This is a genomic window from Moorena bouillonii PNG (assembly GCF_001942495.1).
Lineage (GTDB): Bacteria > Cyanobacteriota > Cyanobacteriia > Cyanobacteriales > Coleofasciculaceae > Moorena > Moorena bouillonii.
Genome location: NZ_MKZS01000001.1, coordinates 3,399,394 through 3,417,092 on the forward strand (window position 1 = coordinate 3,399,394; position 17,699 = coordinate 3,417,092).

Annotated in this window: 13 protein-coding genes and 8 pseudogenes; 10 read left to right on the top strand and 11 right to left on the bottom strand. The window is 44.4% G+C overall.

The features are described 5' to 3' along the window. Nucleotides 1–583: 583 nt before the first annotated feature. On the top strand, nt 584–1,099 hold the full coding sequence (locus BJP37_RS13840) for a hypothetical protein (RefSeq protein WP_143727608.1): 516 nt from the start codon (nt 584–586) through the stop codon (nt 1,097–1,099). A 57-nt stretch (nt 1,100–1,156) separates the two neighbouring features. On the opposite strand, the pseudogene BJP37_RS13845 reads toward BJP37_RS13840, so the two are convergent. The 4 genes and pseudogenes from BJP37_RS13845 to BJP37_RS42515 form a co-directional block, all read right to left on the bottom strand. Next, nucleotides 1,157–1,445 (bottom strand): annotated as a pseudogene (locus BJP37_RS13845) (ISL3 family transposase); the annotation flags it as partial. Nucleotides 1,446–1,469: 24 nt separating this feature from the next. Continuing rightward, a pseudogene (locus tag BJP37_RS13850) lies at nt 1,470–1,715 on the bottom strand (IS1634 family transposase); the annotation flags it as partial. Between the two features lie 5 nt (nt 1,716–1,720). Continuing rightward, complete coding sequence (locus tag BJP37_RS36515; RefSeq protein WP_143727609.1) at nt 1,721–1,909, bottom strand: hypothetical protein; 189 nt, start codon at nt 1,907–1,909, stop codon at nt 1,721–1,723. Nucleotides 1,910–2,036: 127 nt separating this feature from the next. After that, nucleotides 2,037–3,479: pseudogene (locus BJP37_RS42515) on the bottom strand (IS1634 family transposase); the annotation flags it as partial. Nucleotides 3,480–3,524: 45 nt separating this feature from the next. On the opposite strand from BJP37_RS42515, the pseudogene BJP37_RS45010 reads away from it, so the two are divergent. Further along, nucleotides 3,525–3,617, top strand: a pseudogene (locus BJP37_RS45010) (DUF427 domain-containing protein); the annotation flags it as partial. 39 nt (nt 3,618–3,656) lie between these two features. Beyond that, nucleotides 3,657–4,448: an ergothioneine biosynthesis protein EgtC gene (gene egtC, locus BJP37_RS13865; RefSeq protein WP_075899564.1), complete on the top strand. Its 792-nt coding sequence runs from the start codon at nt 3,657–3,659 to the stop codon at nt 4,446–4,448. A 263-nt stretch (nt 4,449–4,711) separates the two neighbouring features. Here egtC and crtH read toward each other — a convergent pair whose 3' ends face one another. Both crtH and BJP37_RS13875 read right to left on the bottom strand, forming a co-directional pair. Then, entirely contained in the window at nt 4,712–6,262 is a 1,551-nt protein-coding gene (crtH, locus tag BJP37_RS13870; protein ID WP_075899566.1) for a carotenoid isomerase, read from the bottom strand. 250 nt (nt 6,263–6,512) lie between these two features. Further along, complete coding sequence (locus BJP37_RS13875; RefSeq protein ID WP_075899568.1) at nt 6,513–6,812, bottom strand: hypothetical protein; 300 nt, start codon at nt 6,810–6,812, stop codon at nt 6,513–6,515. A 126-nt stretch (nt 6,813–6,938) separates the two neighbouring features. Between BJP37_RS13875 and upp the strand changes: the two genes are divergently transcribed. From upp to BJP37_RS44285, 3 genes and pseudogenes are all read left to right on the top strand, one after another. After that, on the top strand, nt 6,939–7,589 hold the full coding sequence (gene upp, locus BJP37_RS13880; protein WP_070393008.1) for a uracil phosphoribosyltransferase: 651 nt from the start codon (nt 6,939–6,941) through the stop codon (nt 7,587–7,589). A gap of 640 nt (nt 7,590–8,229) precedes the next feature. After that, complete coding sequence (locus BJP37_RS13890) at nt 8,230–8,565, top strand: ssl2009 family thylakoid membrane protein (RefSeq protein ID WP_075899572.1); 336 nt, start codon at nt 8,230–8,232, stop codon at nt 8,563–8,565. 75 nt (nt 8,566–8,640) lie between these two features. After that, nucleotides 8,641–8,733 (top strand): annotated as a pseudogene (locus BJP37_RS44285) (RNA-guided endonuclease InsQ/TnpB family protein); the annotation flags it as partial. Between the two features lie 90 nt (nt 8,734–8,823). Here BJP37_RS44285 and BJP37_RS36525 read toward each other — a convergent pair. Continuing rightward, entirely contained in the window at nt 8,824–9,003 is a 180-nt protein-coding gene (locus tag BJP37_RS36525) for a hypothetical protein (protein ID WP_143727611.1), read from the bottom strand. 388 nt (nt 9,004–9,391) lie between these two features. Between BJP37_RS36525 and BJP37_RS13895 the strand changes: the two genes are divergently transcribed. Next, a complete protein-coding gene (locus tag BJP37_RS13895) occupies nt 9,392–9,640 on the top strand; it encodes a YggT family protein (RefSeq protein ID WP_075899574.1) in 249 nt (82 codons plus the stop codon). A gap of 69 nt (nt 9,641–9,709) precedes the next feature. Here the strand turns inward: BJP37_RS13895 and BJP37_RS13900 are convergent, their stop codons facing one another. Next, nucleotides 9,710–10,201: a hypothetical protein gene (locus tag BJP37_RS13900; RefSeq protein WP_229415305.1), complete on the bottom strand. Its 492-nt coding sequence runs from the start codon at nt 10,199–10,201 to the stop codon at nt 9,710–9,712. 103 nt (nt 10,202–10,304) lie between these two features. After that, on the bottom strand, nt 10,305–11,531 hold the full coding sequence (locus BJP37_RS13905) for an urease accessory protein UreH domain-containing protein (protein ID WP_075899576.1): 1,227 nt from the start codon (nt 11,529–11,531) through the stop codon (nt 10,305–10,307). A 192-nt stretch (nt 11,532–11,723) separates the two neighbouring features. Here BJP37_RS13905 and BJP37_RS13910 point away from each other — a divergent pair, with 192 nt between their 5' ends. After that, entirely contained in the window at nt 11,724–12,371 is a 648-nt protein-coding gene (locus BJP37_RS13910; protein ID WP_075899578.1) for a hypothetical protein, read from the top strand. Nucleotides 12,372–12,527: 156 nt separating this feature from the next. On the opposite strand, the pseudogene BJP37_RS45015 reads toward BJP37_RS13910, so the two are convergent. Both BJP37_RS45015 and BJP37_RS13920 read right to left on the bottom strand, forming a co-directional pair. Then, nucleotides 12,528–14,058, bottom strand: a pseudogene (locus BJP37_RS45015) (group II intron reverse transcriptase/maturase). Between the two features lie 652 nt (nt 14,059–14,710). Next, nucleotides 14,711–15,157 (bottom strand): MerR family transcriptional regulator, encoded by a 447-nt coding sequence (locus BJP37_RS13920; protein WP_075899580.1) that lies wholly within the window; start codon nt 15,155–15,157, stop codon nt 14,711–14,713. Between the two features lie 831 nt (nt 15,158–15,988). On the opposite strand from BJP37_RS13920, the pseudogene BJP37_RS13925 reads away from it, so the two are divergent. Both BJP37_RS13925 and BJP37_RS42530 read left to right on the top strand, forming a co-directional pair. Then, nucleotides 15,989–16,891 (top strand): annotated as a pseudogene (locus BJP37_RS13925) (reverse transcriptase domain-containing protein); the annotation flags it as partial. Between the two features lie 105 nt (nt 16,892–16,996). After that, nucleotides 16,997–17,593: pseudogene (locus BJP37_RS42530) on the top strand (HNH endonuclease); the annotation flags it as partial. Between the last annotated feature and the right edge of the window lie 106 nt (nt 17,594–17,699).

The window sequence follows — 17,699 nt, forward strand, 5'->3', positions numbered from 1 at the left end:
CCCCGGAGACAAAACCTTAGATAGGGTCGCCTTTATAGTTAGCAGGTTATGCAGAAAAGGGTTAAAGATTTTTTAAAAAGGCTCCACTATCTTACTGTAAATTCAAACCACTCGCGTTTTGCATCAAGACAACAGGTAACCATTCATTTATTATTAGTTAAGTCTGCTGACCGCACCTCAAGTAGCGTGAGCTTTTAGCTCACCGCTGACGGCTGAATGCTTACCTAACAGCTACCAAAAAGATTACCGAAAGATGACCGTACCCACCAATAATCCCAAGGAATTTAGACAATTTGAACAAAATGTCTCGCTAACCCCACCTATAATCTTCGATTTAGGTGGGGTTAGCGAGACCAACCAAAAACACTACCTTTTCTTATTCTTTTGGCAATTCTAGATTAATCATATTTGTGTTAATAAGTAGTCGGACATAAATAAACGGTACTGTCTCAAAAACTGTAAAATGCTTATAACCTTTACCCCAAAAGGTTTTACCTATATTTACAAAACTTTATACAGCACCCAAAACTTTTGTCCGACTACTTATAATTTAATAGCCTATAGAGTGGGCTGTGACTATACCATGGGTAAAAAAAGCAAAAGAAAAACTAAAAAATCTCAACCTCAACCTCTGATTCGTACAGATGTGTGGCGTTTAGTTACTACTCCCGAACAGAAAGAGATGATGTTGATGACGGTAACCTGCTACCGTAAATATCTTTTACCTTTAGTTTTGATTGTGAATGCACAATGGTCTAATTTAGCCCCTCTAAGTAGAAGTAGCTTAGAATTAGTTTTGGCTGTGGAAAAAATGATTCATGTTACCACAGCTAACCCAAATCCCAAACATAGTTATTATCATAAAATTGTCAACAAATATCCAGATCACCGTAAGTTTCCCAGCTATTTAAGAAGAGCAGCCATAGCTGAAGCAATTGGCATTGTTTCTAGTTTTCAAATCCGTTATCGTTCTTGGCAGTCGGGAAATCGGAAAAAACGTACAGCTAAAGCACCAAGACTAACAGCAATGTGTAAAACTTACCCGGCTTTGTATAAAGGTCCTAACAGGGGGACAAGGAGGCATGAGAGCTTTATGTAGTGAGCGATACAGCAGAAATAGATAAAAAAAGGGCTCTTCCGTACTTGTTATGCTAAACTAACAGTTAAAATGCCAGTTTAATAAACATCTCGAAACGAAAGTTTTCCAAATTACGAAATCCATAAGCCGAGCGCTTAATTAGCTTAAGTTTGTTATTAATACCCTCAACGACACCACTGGTTGTTCTATGATCAAAGTAAGCAATTATCTCATCCAGGCATCGGCTAATCGTTTTTTGGCTCTCGGGGAAATATTTTTTCGCTCTTGACAACCAAATCCCCAGTTTCACTAATCCGGTGTACCAATTACTAGTCTTCTCAAAAATTTTTCTGATTTTCTCTTTTAGTTCATCCCACATTCCGCAGGTTAGTTAGCAAAGGAGATAATATTTACGACAAGGAGCACCAAAGAACTTGAGAATCCAACACCGTTCTTCACTGAGGTTGGAAACTTGTTTCAAGCCAGCCATCGTCAATAAATGAATTGACATGAAACATTGAAACACCCAACGCAAAGTAGGAGTGGCAGTTGGCTTACCTAACTGATTTTGGATTGTTTGAGATGCTCGTTTTAAGGATTGACGTAATGCCCTCTGACCCAGGCTGTAAACCAGCATTCCACTTACCCATAACCATGTCTTGATGCAAAGCGCGAGTGGGGGAAACCACGGCAGTTGCTCATGGTTTGTTCGCGTTCGCCTTTGGCGTGGCCTACGGCCAAGCGTCGCCAAAGGCGATAGTTACCGTAAGATAGTGGAGCCTTGTCTTGATGCAGTCGCTCATGGGGGAAACCCCCAAGACCGCGCTGCATCGCTATTAACAAATATTTAACCCTTTTCTGCATAACCTGCTAACTATAAAGGCGACCCTATCTAAGGTTTCGTCTCCGGGGGAACCCCCAAGACCGCACTGCCTCCCCAAGACCGCGCTGCATCGCTTGCTAAAGCCGCAACTCTTTTGCTTGAATTGAGAAACACAGTGGAAGTAAAAAACAATGGGTCTTTGAGAAACCGAAAACCACGTTCTGTAGATTGTTGTGACTTATATTCACGCAAAACCTCTTCGTCGCTAAGTAAGGCCTTTGGCCACGCTACGCGATCGGAGGCATCAAGAACATTGGTGGCAATAATAAACCGGCCAGCCCGTTCTGTTTCAATAGTAATTGCCGTTTCTTTGGGTATAATTTCAGCTTGAATCTGGTAGCTTAGGGTAGGTTTATAATCCTGGCGAGGTCTACCACGTCCTCGATATTGAGCATGTTCAATAACTTCAATATTTGCAAGTTGATGAAATGGCAACTGATTCTCAAGTAGTTTGGTGGCTGTGAGTGCATCTTTGGCACATGCAAATTTTTGTTGACACAATTTTCGCAGTTGCGATTGTGCCTGAGTACATTTTTTTGCTAGACGTTTTTCCAGTTTTTTTAAGTCTGATTGTTGACGGGCTTGACTTTCTATCCATGTGCCACCTTTGTCGCACACCGCCATAATTATTACAACATGGGGCAATACGATATCCTGGGATTGTACTTGGTACAAATGCATCAGTACTGATATTTTTTAACAGTTCTTTGGCAGCCGTTAGGGTACCAGGAAGTCGAGATACCAATCTTAAGGAGACCATCATCTGCAAATTTTCTTCAGTGTAAAGGGCTGCATCGGCCACAAATAAACCGTCTATTTGCCATTGTTTGTGGAAGTCAGCGATCAGTTTTCCAAACATGGCGCTCATCGACTTCATTTCCATCTGCAACTCTTAAATATAAGGGTATATCTCCATCTCCACTGCACATCAAATCGAGGATAAATTGTTTCAAATCTGGTCGGTGATCTCGCTTAATAACCATATGTAATTGTAATTAATCCTGATTCGGCTGATGCTTCATCGTCAGCATCTATCTCATAATCCCCATGTACGTGAAATGAACATGAATACATGTGGAAACTGTCCATCTTCACTCCAAATTTCCCGGCTGCTGATAGTGCAACTCGGATGAAAATGTCCGTTAATCCAGCATCATATAGTAAGTCTTACGACTCTGCCCAAGCGGTCATCATTCAAGTGTTCTGGTTTTATTCCCTCTCCCAATAAATGTTCCGTTGCAATCCCTGTCTTGATGCAAAGCGCGAGTGGGGGAAACCCCCAAGACCGCGCTGCATCGCTTCAAAAAACTTATAAAATAGATAGAGTGGCGCGCTGACAAAGCCCTTACCGTTGATAATCATTGCTTTGACCACTTGACCTGCGCTAATTATTTCTTGGGGATGAGTTCCGAGCAGTTGGTTAATCTCCTCAACCAACCCCATTTCATCAACAATACCTGCCACTATGCCCAAGTGGTCGATATCTTGTACTTTGATTTGTGATCCTGAAACATTCATACTTCAAAAATACAACATTATGTGATCGCACCTGCGGAATGTGGGGTGCAACCCCAAGCCGGAGATTATTATGCAGGATGGATCACCAGTGATATTGTTGGCCCTTTTAAAGGGGAACCTGGTACCTGGGGTTGGTAGGAAAAAATAAAGTCAATACCAATTTTTGTATTTCAACATATGTGTCGATTACTGGCTTACCTCGGTTCTGCTATTCAACCGGATCAACTCATCTACGAACCCGAACACTCTCTCTGTATTCAAAGTTACAGACCCCGAGAAACCGTAACCACCTCTGTGAATGCTGATGGGGTAGGAATTGGTTGGTATCACTCCCAAAAAGAGACAGAACCCTTTATCTACAAAAACATCCTACCGATCTGGAGCGATATTAATTTACCTCACCTCAGTCGTTACATAGAATCTGAATGTTTCTTAGCCTATATCCGCAGTGCTACCCCCGGACAAGCCGCCAGTTTGAGTAACTGTCAACCTTTTAGCGATCGCAACTTCCTCTTCACCCACAATGGCTTCATCGAAAATTTCCGACCCACCTTATACCAACCGATCCGCAGTCATATTAGAGATACAGTCTATCATAAAATTGAAGGCACTACCGATTCTGAACATATCTTCGCCTTGTTTCTCAACGAATTAGCTGCTGTGGATGGTAATTGGGAACAAGCGTTAGAAGCGACATTAAAAACGCTCTTTAAGTTAGCCAAACCCTATGGAGTCAAGGTCTTAGCGAACATCGTTATTAGTGATGGAAATCAGCTGATTGCCTCTCGTTATGCTATCGGTTCTACTCCACCTTCTCTCTACTGGCTACAGAACGCTCCACATTTCCCCAATTCTGTTATCATTGCCTCTGAACCTTTGTTCCCAGGAAACTGGAATCCTTGCCCTGAAAGTAGCATGATTTGTGTGGGAAAAGACCTGAAAATCAACATGCATCCCATAGATTTGTAGAGCTAACGGGGTGACAACCCCGTTAGGTACTCGCCCCTTTTTTAAAAACCGTTAAAAACCGTTAAAAACCTACCCTTGTCAGGGCGTGGGGCCTGGGTATGGGAAGTGTGGTGAGTGTGATCTGATTTGCGGTTAAATACTTACTTTATAGCGGTTCTTATATTAATTACGTACACAGGATTTTTTCCCTATTGCTAGCATGCCTATTGCTAGCATGCCTATTGCCTATTGCTAGCATGCCTGTTCCCTAAAAATAATTCTACCTAGAATCCCAAATCCACAGCAATACGGTGAGCACAAGCAAATCCCGAAAACGCTACTGCATTTAAACCCTGCCCCGGAAAGGTACTATCCCCAACACAATAAAGCCCTGGAATAGCAGTGCGATTAAACGGCATTCCCAACAATCCCATTAACTTGCGGTTGGGAATTGGCCCATAAGTTCCATCCATACGGTTCAAAAATCGTCGATGACTCCGTGGTGTACCCACCTCCATGTAATCCAATCCAGCATCTAAGCCAGGAAAAATCGTCTCCAGTCGCTCAATTAAGCATCCAGCGGCCTCTTCCTTCTTATTTTCGTACTGACGAGGGGATAACCCTTGCCAATCTTCCATCCAGCTCGGGGTAAACGTGTGGAAAACATGATAGCCTTCTGGAGCTAAATTGGGATCAAGCAAGGTCGGAATCGAAACAAAAATAGTCCCTTCCGCATCCTCCATATTTTCCCAGTCTTCTAGGACAATATGGTGACACTCTGTACCAGGTGGTAAAACATCTGCCTTTACCCCTAAATGTAAACTCAAAAAACCCGGTGATTTCTGATAACGCTGTTGCCATTTCCGCTCAGCTGCTGGCATCTGGTCAGCTGGCAGGAATTTCTCAAATGTATCCCAACGGGTAGCATTGGAAACAATTCGTTTTGCTCGATACTCTTTACCATTGACTAGCTGGACACCCACTGCCTTACCCTTTTCCACCAGAATTTTCCCGACTCGAGCTTTATAAAGAATCTGACCTCCAGCTTTCTCCAATCCCTCCACTAGTTTTTGGGCGATTTTTCCTACACCTCCTACCGGATAATTAATCCCACCGTAATGTCGGTCAGAAAACACCATTCCAGCATTAATCATCGGTGTTTTGTCAGCAGGTACCACAGACCAGCAATAACATTCCATGTCTATAAATTTCAGCAACTTAAGGTCGCTAATATACTTGCGAGCAATGTCTCCCACATTTTGGGGCAAGTACTTCACTAAACCCAAGCAAGCCAAGGGATGCTGGAAAAATACCCTGGTCAAATAGCCAAGTTCTTCCAAGGACAGTAAGTCCATCGCATTCAGGCAATTAAAGACCTTCCAGCATTCATCGTAAAATTTGCGAATCCCTTGGCCTTGCTCAGGGAAGTGAGCAGTAAGTTCTTGCAAAAAATTCTCATACTCTCGGTGGACTTTGAGCTCTAGATCACCAGGCAGATGATAGTGAATTTGCACTGGATCTGGAATTGTTTCCAGACTGACATTGACAGCCTCAAGGGCTCGGGTAAGTAGATTGGTTGTCCCCTCGGTGCCAAACCCAAAAATCATTGATGCTCCCACATCAAAGCGATATCCCTCTCGCTCGAAGTAACCCGAACTACCACCAGGAATGATATAGCTTTCTAGCACCAGCACACTCGCTCCCTTCGCTGCCAACTGAGTTGCGGTTACTAGCCCTCCAATACCAGAGCCAATCACAATAGTATCAAATACCGATTGATTGGAAATGGTATGGGATTGATTGCTTGATGGGCAAGGTTGGGATCCAGCAGTCATGGAATTAGTAATTTAAATAGATTAACTGATGGATCTGAGTTTAGCGTTTCTTGTTGATATAAGAGTTCATTACTAATGCAAAAAAAAAAGTGGGCACCAGCCTGCTGCTGCTTACCGGTCCCACCCGCCTATCCTTAATGAGAGGAGAACACTTATTACTACTATAATCTTGTTGATAAAAAATGTCAACATAATGAAAAACATTTTTCTTTAAAGGGGAGTGTCGGGAGTGTCGGGAGTGTCGGAAGTGTTAGCTAACCATCCCACCTAGGAGGCTAACAACCAGCCTTGCTGGGTGTGGGCGAACCTGTAAGGAAAACGTTTTGAGAACTAAGGCAATCATTACACCCCGCGCCCCCGCCCCACCACACACCCACCCCCTCAGGTGTATATCACCAGCGGATGGCGTGTTTTTGCTTGTAATTGACGACTTAACAGTATTATTGGCATAGTTACAAGCATCCGCAAACCCTTTGAGTGCTGTCTGTATTTTGACAACTTGTATAGGGTTTGCTTGAATCAAGCCAACACTGCTTAATACTATGTTCATCAATGTAAAACTTGAAACTATCATCAACTAGATTAAAACTTGTGGTTATTCCGAAAAACCCTACTGCCCAATTCCTCTAACACTACCTAATTTGTTTTTCACTAATTCTTATAGTTACTAGCTGTTATGACTCTCCAACTACGTGTCTATGTCCCACCCCATCCCCTAGTTAAGCACTGGCTAGGGGTTGCCCGTGATGCCTCGACACCACCTCCATTGTTCAAAAGCGCTATGACCGAGTTGGGACGCTGGTTGACCTATGAAGCAATGCGGGATTGGTTGCCGAATGAAGAACTAACAGTGCAAACTCCCCTAGCGCCGTGCAAGGTAACTATGGTGAACCCAGAAGTGCCCATCGTAGTTGTGCCAATTTTGCGGGCTGGACTAGCGCTCTTAGATGGAGCCCAAACGTTGCTGCCCTTGGCATCGGTTTATCACCTTGGTCTGGTTAGAAATGAGGAAACCTTACAAGCCAGTTTTTACCTGAATACCTTACCCAATCAGTTTGACCCAAATACACGAATCCTAGTTCTCGACCCGATGCTGGCTACTGGTGGCACAATGATGTTAGCAATGTCAGAACTTAAAAAACGAGGAGCAACACCAGACTTAACACGGATTATTAGCGTGGTAGCAGCACCACCAGCCTTACAAAAGTTGGGGGCAGATTATCCTAGTTTGACCATCTACACTGGCATGATTGATGAGGAAGTCAATGCTAAGGGATATATAGTACCAGGCTTGGGTGATGCAGGCGATCGCGCTTTTGGAACTTGACCTGAGCAGCAACTAACCCCTATTACCCTGACAGACTTAGAGGTGCAACTATTAGCCTTATAGCTCTCTAAACCTTGTGAAACATTATCCACTGTTTTATAATCAAATAAGTTAGTAACTTGTTTAACTTCGGAACACTACCGCCCAACGAAGAACTAAAAGCCTTGGCAGCTGGTCGTAAGTTAAGCGACGTAAAATAATGGACTGAGTGAAGTTACAGTGCGGTTTGAGAGTAGGCAGCAGAGCCTCCATTAAGAAAATTAGCGCAATGCTTTTGGCATTGCTTTGTCGGCAACAACCATTAGTTTTAACTAATGCTATACCATCGTCCTATCTGCTTGTGAGTAGGTTTGTACAGGTTAAATGGTGCACTGCAAATCAAACTGATAGTATCCAACTGATAGTAGAGGTGTGGCCTGGAACACCTCTACCTAGACTTCCTGATCAGGCTTCCAAGGTTCACACTCCCCGCTCGCTCACCAGACCGGGCTTTCAAAGTCTTGTTCAAAAGGCTTCCGATACGATACTATTAATTAAGGGCTGGTACGAAACCCCTTGTCTAATCAGCAAGATCCTCTCAAACTTGATGGGTTAATCTGGATAAAAGCTGCATTTTGAAAATCAAGGGCAACAGAGCAACATGAGTCAGCAAGATGGTTTTGCAAGTGGATTCCTGACTGGAGCAGTAGTCGGGGGGTTGGTAGGTGGATTAATCGGCGCTTTGGTTACTGCTGGCAAAAGTAATCAAAACGATGAGGAAGATCAGTCTTTGTTAAATTCGGAGCGATCAGACCCTAAGGCAATTAGGGCCAGAAGGCGCGAACTAAAGGCAGAAGCAAGCATTGAAGCGGCACGTCAGAGTTTGGAAGACAAAATTGCCCAGCTGAATTCAGCAATTGACGATGTACGTCAACAAGTCAGCACAGTAAAAGGTCAAGCTGAGGCAAATTCACAGGAACGGGTGCTTGAGCCGTGAAATTATTATTCTGTTGTAGGTATGTTAAAGCTTTACGAAACTCCCAAGGCTGAAAGCCCCGCGTTTTTAAACCGGGTCAGAAGTTACCGCAAGAATAGTGCAGCCTTTATAGTTGGTAGGCTATGCATTAAAGGTGACAGGTTTTGTTGTAAGGCTGCACTATTCTAAGGTTTCGTCTCCGGGATGAAAGCCAGTTAGCGACTTTAGTCGCCTAGATGCAATTTCATCAAAAAGGTTGACAATACCTGCGCTAAAGTATCATTTAGATATGGGTACAGGCTGAAAAACCGTTCGCGTAGCGTGGCCTTTGGCCTTGGCACAACCGGGAGAGAGACCCGCAATTGTTTGACCTAAAAGTAGTAATGCCCGGAGGGTAGGGAAAGTCCTCCTTTCTTGATGCAGTCGCTCATGGGGGAAACCCCCAAGACCGCGCTGCATCGCTAAAAACCCAATCATCAACTAACAATTGGTGTGTCAACCCAGCAAGATCACAACTTGAGAGAAAAATGGTACGGCGGGGCACGCCGAAACCAAGTAAAACGGGAAAGTAACGGACTTTATAAGGCACTTTCCAATAAGTTACTAAACGCCTAAGGAGACTAGCCCGCTGGGTCTTTCGTGAACTGAACTAGATTCTTGGTCTTGACGGGATTCAGGTTTAGATATTGCCATTTGGACACGGAGGTTTAAGGTCGGTCGTAGATCTAGGAATCCCCGTCTTTTTAAAGCGGGGAGTGTCAATGACTTGGTATTCAGGCACAGGGTGCTCAAATTCGTTAAACTTAACATTAAGATAAAAACTTAGTAAGAAAGCTTATTAAATACTATGGCTACAGAACTGTTGACTAGCACTCTCCAGAGCTTTATCCAAATCTATCTAGTTCTATTAATTGTCCGAATTCTGTTAACTTGGTTTCAAACAATGGATTGGGCGAATCAGGTCGCTTCTGTTTTAAGTCCAATTACTGACCCTTACCTGAATATTTTCCGTTCCTTCATTCCACCCCTTGGAGGTATAGATTTTTCTCCCATACTGGCGATTTTCCTTCTACAAATTTTAGCTGGGGCGTTTTAGCTTAAACGGGGAGAAGCCCCACGTCTGAAAGGTAAGCGTCAGCGTGGGCTTAATCCCCCTTTAAGCTAATCACCGACCGATTCTGTTTCTAAAACCGGATGCCTTAAAACCCTTAAGGATAAGAGGCGTTTTTACATTAGCAGGAACTGTAACCCGGATTTCAAAATCACTGATGCCTGGTGGCACTTCATCAATTAACCCCACGCGACTCCGATTTTGGAAGGTATTATTGCCATTAGCATCGTAGATACGACCAAAAACATCAGCATCAAGCACAATTTTGTTAGTGGGATTCTTGGCTTTACCCTTGATCAGATAGCAACCAGCCTGCCTAGCCGACCCCCCACCAACGGTCACCATGCCTTGCCCAATTTCTGAGGGACACTCCTGGGAAGACAAGTTGGAAAGTTTTATCCGGATCACAGCCAACGCAGGGGGAGCAAATGCCGAGCTGATCACCCAAATCAGACAAGCTACAGCAGTAGCAGTTAACCAATTTCGCAATCCCATAAAGCCAACCAAAAGTTTACCGATTATAGCTACTTTACACCTAAATTGCATAGGGTTTAGCTTGGAGCAGAGAAAATATCGCTAACTATAGGTAATACTGAATAGATAATACTGAAGTGAATGGCTCCAAAGCTCAGTGTAGAATCAGTAAGCATTACCAAGATTTGGGGGGAAGGTAGAATTTTTCTAGGGATAACCCTGACCAAACAATACGCGATCGCACTAGCAAAACTCCTAAGGTAATTATTCCCAAACTCACAGCTCTGAGTTGGTGGTTTCCAGTCCAAGCTAACTGTCCAAGGTAGCTCGAACCAATCATCACGGTATGAATTGCAGCTAAGACTAAAGCAGGGATACTCAATAAATGAATCCGTCGCCAAAGCTTGCCCAAACCCTTCTGTAAGCGGTCAAAACTCGTGAGGGCGGCTGGGGTAATCAACACGAGCGCTAAAATTCCTGCTAACAGACCCCACTTATGCTGCGGTAACATAAACCCCATGGCATCTAACTTCCAGTTCAAGGCATGGTCTAGCCTAAAAAATGTATGAGCGATCGCCAACACAAATGCCCCCACTCCTAAAGCCCGACGATAGCGTAACAGCCCAGCCCACAAACGACTAATCGGACGAGCAATCAAAGCTAACATCAGTAACAGCAGCGCCCCATGACCGGTGTAATCCACCATAACATCGGTACGCATAAGGGTTAAAATACCAATCGTGAGGGTAACCCAGCCTCCTAGGCGAAACAGCTGGCTGCGCTTGCTAACACTGAGTCTAGATGCAGATACACCCACTCCTAGCATCATGGGCATAGTTCCCAGTCCAAAGGCCAGCATCGTTGCTGCTCCCCACCAGAGATTACCCATTTCCGCTGCTTTAATCTGAGCAGCATACAGGAAGCCACAGGGCATCAAACCCCAGACTCCTCCTAAAAGCCCTGGTGTCCACCAATGAGATTCCCCAGACAATTTAGTCATCGCGACCGTCAGCCGTTGATGCCCAATCCCTTTAGATAGGGGGTGTAATAGGGGCAGACGGGGAATCCAATCGGGTTTAAGCTGCACGCAGCCAAACCAAATAAGCATTAAACCAGTCAGAATTGCCATGGCTTGGCGCAATCCACTGCCAATCCCAGCCAACTGACCACTGGCAATCAAGACCGAACCCATACCCCCAAGTGCAGCTCCGACTAGAGCATAACTAATTGTTCGTCCTAGGTTAAGTAGACTATGAAAACCCAGCTGATGCATCCACTTGGGGGACTTTTCCTGCTGCTGAGATAGGGAAAACGCCACTGTCAGAGGTCCACACATCGCCACACAGTGACCAAAACTGCCCAGAAACCCTAGGCTCATGACCAGCAGCAAATCTAAAACCATTCCGTGCTTATGTTCATTAACTGTAAACTATGGTAAATATTATCATCTGTGATTAATCCTTATTGTGAATTTTTAGCAATTTATAATCAAAAGATTGATGTCTTATGATCGATATCCCCTCTATCTCCGGCATTTTATGGTTAGGAGCTAAGAGCATCTTTAAAGAAATTTAAGCATTAAGAGTTAACCCCCATGACCATTCAACTGCGATCGCACATTCCCTCTACTGAAAACTCAGCACTCAGAACTCAGCAGTATTTTCCGATAATTTCTCACAACATTAAAACGTCTGCCGATGTCGGTGCTACCTTCCACATTGAACCCAATCACAATCCTCGCGCTAGAGAACCTGCTCTAGCGTGGTTTGCCCTTACTCGCCAAGGGGGCCAACTCATTCCCCTAGAGCAATGTGACTGTCAACTAGCCGTTTACTCTAAATCCTCATCAGAGTTAGGGAGTTCCCCCATCCTTGAGCCATCGCTGAAAGCTATATCAGCCGAAAAATATCAAGGTATTCCTGGAGCTGATCTAGTATTTCCTAAAGCGGGAGTCTATGAGTTAGTCTTAAGCGGTACTCCTAAATCAGGAGATAGTTTTAAGCCATTTGAGATCAAGTACGACGTTACAGTCACTCCTGGGAAAAAAACTGCGACTGTGCCAAGTCCTGACACTGAACCTCAATTTAACCAGCAGTCAGAATCCTTATCAGAATTCTTCGAGGATGCTACAGCATCAGAGCCTCAACTATTACAGTGGTGGTTGCCCGTAGGGATTTTTGCCTTAGTCATCCTAGGTATAGGCAGTGTGTTGTTATGGAAAAACGCAACAGGAAAAAGGTAAATATAACCCCACCCTCTACTAGGCAGTGGCGGGAAAACTAATTAGAGTCGATGCCCGGTATTACCCGGGGCACCTCTCCTTCAAATCCGTACGTGAAGGTTTCCCCTCATACGGCTCCTAGATATCCTAGTCTTATCGCCGTTCGCGCAGCGTGGCCTACGGCCAAAGGCGACGCTTCGCGAACGACTTGCCCCCGTGAATATATTGGTGACAACTTTGGTGAACAGCCATGAGGTTGTTTTTCTTCCAGTTGTTGTGATTTCCATCAATGTGGTGGAGATGTACTCTTTCTTCATCAATGAATTTCATTCCGCAATATCCACAGGAATGGTTTTGTTTCTTCAAAGCTTCTGCGGTAGCATCGGAATAAAGAGTGGTATTTCTCTTGCTCCAATAGACTAAGTCTCCGTCATAAGGGGACTTAGTCCCTTTCACCATTACGTGTTTGTTCTGTTCATACCCTACTGCGGGGAAGCCTTTCTTACATAGTTCGTCGGCCTGACACCGGTTAACCTTCTTTTCTTTGCGGAATTTCCGGTTTGCGGTGTGATTCATGAACCATAAACTGTCGCGAGAACTGCTCATGTCGCAATATTTGTGGTAATTCCTCCATCCACGTATGATGGGGGCTAGTTTCTTAGCCTTGATTTTTGCACCATAATTCGAGCTGTTAACTACGGTCTTAATCTTCCTACGAATAGCTTTGTGGTTCTCCGCTGAGGGAGTACAGTGAAACTTTCCGTTTAGTTTGACACGCATGTGCCATCCTAGAAAATCGAATCCGTCTGTCGTTTTGGTTATCTTGGTCTTATCTTCGCTGATTTCCATCCCGCGCTCTGCCAGAAATGTCTTGATTTTCGTCAGAACTTTTTCAGCATTATCTTTTGGTTTTAGGAAGATAATCATGTCGTCCGCGTACCGGACGCTAGGGTGTAAATCTTCTATTCCATCAAGTGCAATATTGGCGCTTTTGTGGACTGACTACTCCTCCCTGTGGGGTTCCTTGCTCAGGAAATTCCAGGTCAACTCCTGCTTTGAGGCATCGGAATATCCCAGTCTTCAAACTTGCTGGTGCAATTAACCTATCCATTATGGATTTATGGGAGATGCGGTCGAAACACTTTTTGATGTCTAGTTCGATTACTCTTTTCTTGATGCCGTTTGAGTGTGATTTGAGGTTATCGAACACATACTTTTGGGCATCATGGGCACTTCTGCCGGTTCTGAACCCGTAGCTACGGGCGTGGAACGTGGCTTCGTGTGCAGGTTCGAGGGCGAATTTTGTTAGACATTGCCATGCTCTGTCTGCGATTGTTGGTATCTTGAGCATCCTTACTTTCCCATTCTTTTTGGGAATTGGGATTTCTCGGAGACCGGAATGATGCCAGTCGAGGGCGTTTTGCCTCATGGTTTCAAGAACTTCTAATCTTTCTTTGTAATTCAGTGCAGTTTTACCGTCTATACCGGCGGTTTTTTTGCCCTGATTGAGCTGTGTTACTTGACGGATGGCCAATAGCTGTGCTGAACGAGATTTCAGAATCAGTTTTTGCAGAGACCGAGCTTTCCTCAAGTCGCCAGCTTGAACCGCTTTATACACGCGCCGCTGTAGGCGGAAAAGGTTCCGGCGGAGTATTTTCCACTTTTGTCCTTTCCATAGGTCACTAGATTTTCCTCTGTGTCTACCCATACTCTCCTAGGGTTTGTGTATTCTGAATACCCGTCCCCAGTTTTGAGGACATCTTACCCGATGGTGGGGATTAGGCTTGGCATAGCTTACCGAAGTTACGACCGTTCTTCAGACCCATGTGTTTTGCCATCGTTTTTACTCGTTCCGTTTCCCAGATTGTTTTGATGATTTAGGGTAGTCCGGAGATGAAACCTTAGAATAGTGGAGCCTTACTACAAAATTTTTAACCCTTTTACCCATAGCCGACTAACTATAAAGGCTCCACTATTCTTGCGGTAACTTCTAACCACTTTGCCTATCCTTTCCTCGGAGTTTACGACTATCCGGTGGATAATGTCGTGAGAATAAAAGGATGAAATACACACGATTTTATTCAGATTGTGTTTTCTTTATGAGACACTTTTTTAGGACTTATTTTACCCATGTCATCTCCTCATTAGCGGCAGTGTGGATAATCTGTTTCACCTCTGATTCCGCCCTGTTGCCAGCTTCACTCTGTAGGTTGCCGCCTACTCGGTGTGGCCAGATAAAGAGTCACTTGTCTCCTCAAGGGATGGGCTTTCACCATCATCCGGAAAATAGTTAGGATTTCGAGGTGTTTGACCTCGCGAATCCCCTAGCTCATACCCCTCTAGTTGTTAGAGGCTCCTAGCTAGAACGAGCCGCACCCACCGATAAAGTGAATATCACTAAAGGTTTCGATCCACAGACGAGCCCCACAATCAAGAGGGTTATCCGGTTGATAAACAATCCGACACGGACCAAGAATTTCGACCTGGTTGCCGTATAGATTGTTGCCGCTTCGTTTTACCGAAATCACTGGCTGACGCTCTTGGGGACGTTTAGTTTTGTTGCTACCAATGCGATTGCGATTGACATTGATCTTAGCTAGAGCCGGAGGACGACTTTTGCGCCACTTGCCTTTTGGGCCACGGCTGGCCTTAATGATTTGTGGTAAATGGTTGAACAGAGGAATAATCCAGAATTTACCGCTTTTATAGGCACCCCGGACGCGACCGTCTTGAAGGAGTTGTCTCAATCGTCTTGATGATATTCCTAACAGAGATGCTGCTTCAGTAGTACAAACGCACTTATTCATCAGTTAACTATAAACCTTGTTTTCTTAACTATTCCGATATCTGTAGTATAAATAAAATCGACCATTAATGTCAAGTTGTGGTTAACTGGAATAGCTCTTTATTGAAATAAAGGATTTATCCTCTTCTTACTGAAGTGTTGGAGACGTGCGGCTTGTTCTAAGTAGGAGCCTCCCTCACCGGGAGGGGTATGACTTAGGTAACTCGCGGGGATAACCCCAAAAGTTATAACTATCCATTATGGATGGCGGTGAAAACCCGACCCCCTGCGGAGACAGGTGACTCCCTACCTTGGCCACACCGAGTTTGAAGTTACCGTAAGACAGTTGAGCCTTTATGGGCGATCGGTCTTGCATAAAAGGGTTAAATCTTTTGTAATAAGGCTCAACTGTCTAAGGTTTCATCTCCGAGGCGACATCCTAGCAGAGTGAAGCTGGCACCAGGCCGCAACCAGACACCAATCAGATGGGTGACACTGGCGGTAATGGGGAGGTGACATGGGTAACAGCAGCGAAAGTCCTGAAAAAGCGTCTAAACACTAAGCCGCAATCTGACTAGTACATGCGAGACTTGATTCCCGACTATCATCACAGTGTCCTTTCTCCGACGACTGTAATCTCCGATGAGGGAAATAGGCGAAGTGGACTGCCCTAAATCACCATAACAATCTAATGGATGGAACAAGTAAAAACGACAGCACACATAGGTCTAGGGAAAGGTCGAACCCCTAGTAAGAGATGTCACTCTTAATCCCTACTGTCGGGTAGGATGCAGCTAGAAACTGGCTGCGGGTATCCAGAATACACAAACTAATGGAGAGCAAGATTAGACACATGACAAGTCATAGTGAATCATGGAAAAAGCAAAGGTAGAAGAAACTACGCCAAAACTTATTCCGCCTACAGAAGAGAGTGTACAAAGCAGTTCGAGCTGGCGACTTGAAGAAAGCCCGGTCTTTACAGAAACTGATTCTGAAATCCCGTTCAGCACAACTTTTGGCCGTCCGACAAGTGACCCAGCTAAACAAAGGTAAAAAGACAGCGGGAATTGACGGCAAGTCAAGCCTCAATTACCGGGAACGCATGGAACTGGTAGAGACATTGAACCACTACGCCTCAGACTGGAGACATAGCGGACTTCGCGAAATCCCAATCCCTAAAAAGAACGGGAAAGTAAGAATGTTAAAAATACCAACCATAGCCGACCGAGCATGGCAATGTCTAGCAAAATTCGTCCTAGAACCAGCTCACGAGGCGACATTCAGCGCCGATAGTTACGGATTTAGACCAGGAAGATGTACACAAGATGTACAAAAACGCCTGCAAATACACCTAAAATCCGATGCAAACGGGTTCAACAAACGAATCATAGAACTAGACATCAAGAAATGCTTTGACCGCATCAGCCATAACTGCATCATGGAAAGGCTTATAGCACCAGCAAAAATCAAAATGGGAATATTCAGATGCCTAAAGGCAGGAGTTTCCATTCAGTTTCCAGAGCAAGGTACACCCCAAGGCGGAGTGGTCAGCCCCTTACTAGCAAACGTGGCACTTAACGGAATAGAGGATATACATACAAGTCTGCGATACGCAGATGACATGGTATTCATCCTCAAGCCCAAAGATAATGCTGAGAAGATTCTCCAAAAAGTCTTTAACTTTTTGGCAGAAAGAGAGATGGAAATTAGCGAAGAAAAGACCAGGCTAACTAAAACGACAGACGGATTTAACTTCCTATGAAGTTACCGTAAGAAGAAAGAAGCCTTTACAGGCGACAGACTATGCAAAAAAGGGTTAAAAATTATTAATTAAGGCTTCTTTCTTCTAAGGTTTCGTCTCCTGGGGTGGAAATTCCGCGTCAGAAAAGACAAAAAGTTCTCATGTATTCCCTCAGAGGAAAACCATCGGAACATTCGTAAGAAGATTAAAACCGTAGTCAACAACTCGAATTATGGTGCTGAAGTAAAAGCTAAGAAACTAGCCCCTATCGTGCGCGGATGGCGAAATTACCACAGCAGCTGCGACATGAGCAGCACAAGATACTCCTTATGGTTCATGGAAAAAACCGCAAACCGCAAATTCCGAAAAGAAAAAAAGGTAAACCGGTATAAAGCCAATGAACTATGCAAAAAAGGATTCCCAAAAGTTGGGTATGCACAAAATCAACACGTAAACGTAAAGGGGACTAAGTCACCCTACGACGGCGACTTAGTCTACTGGAGTAAAAGAAATTCAAGACTCTACTCCGATGCTACATCTAACGCATTGAAAAAGCAAAACCATTACTGTGGACACTGTGGATTGAAGTTCTTAGAAGACGAATCTGTACACCTCCATCACGTCGATGGAAACCACGACAATTGGTCTAAGAAGAATTTACTAGCAGTTCATCAGAGCTGTCACCAACAGATACACTGGAGCAAAAGCGAAAGCTAAGGATATCTAGGAGCCGGATGAGGTGAAAGTCTCACGTCCGGTTCTGAAAGAGAGGGTGCGATTCGTTAGCTAGAAACCTTTACCCTACAAGGGTTTTGGGGGATTA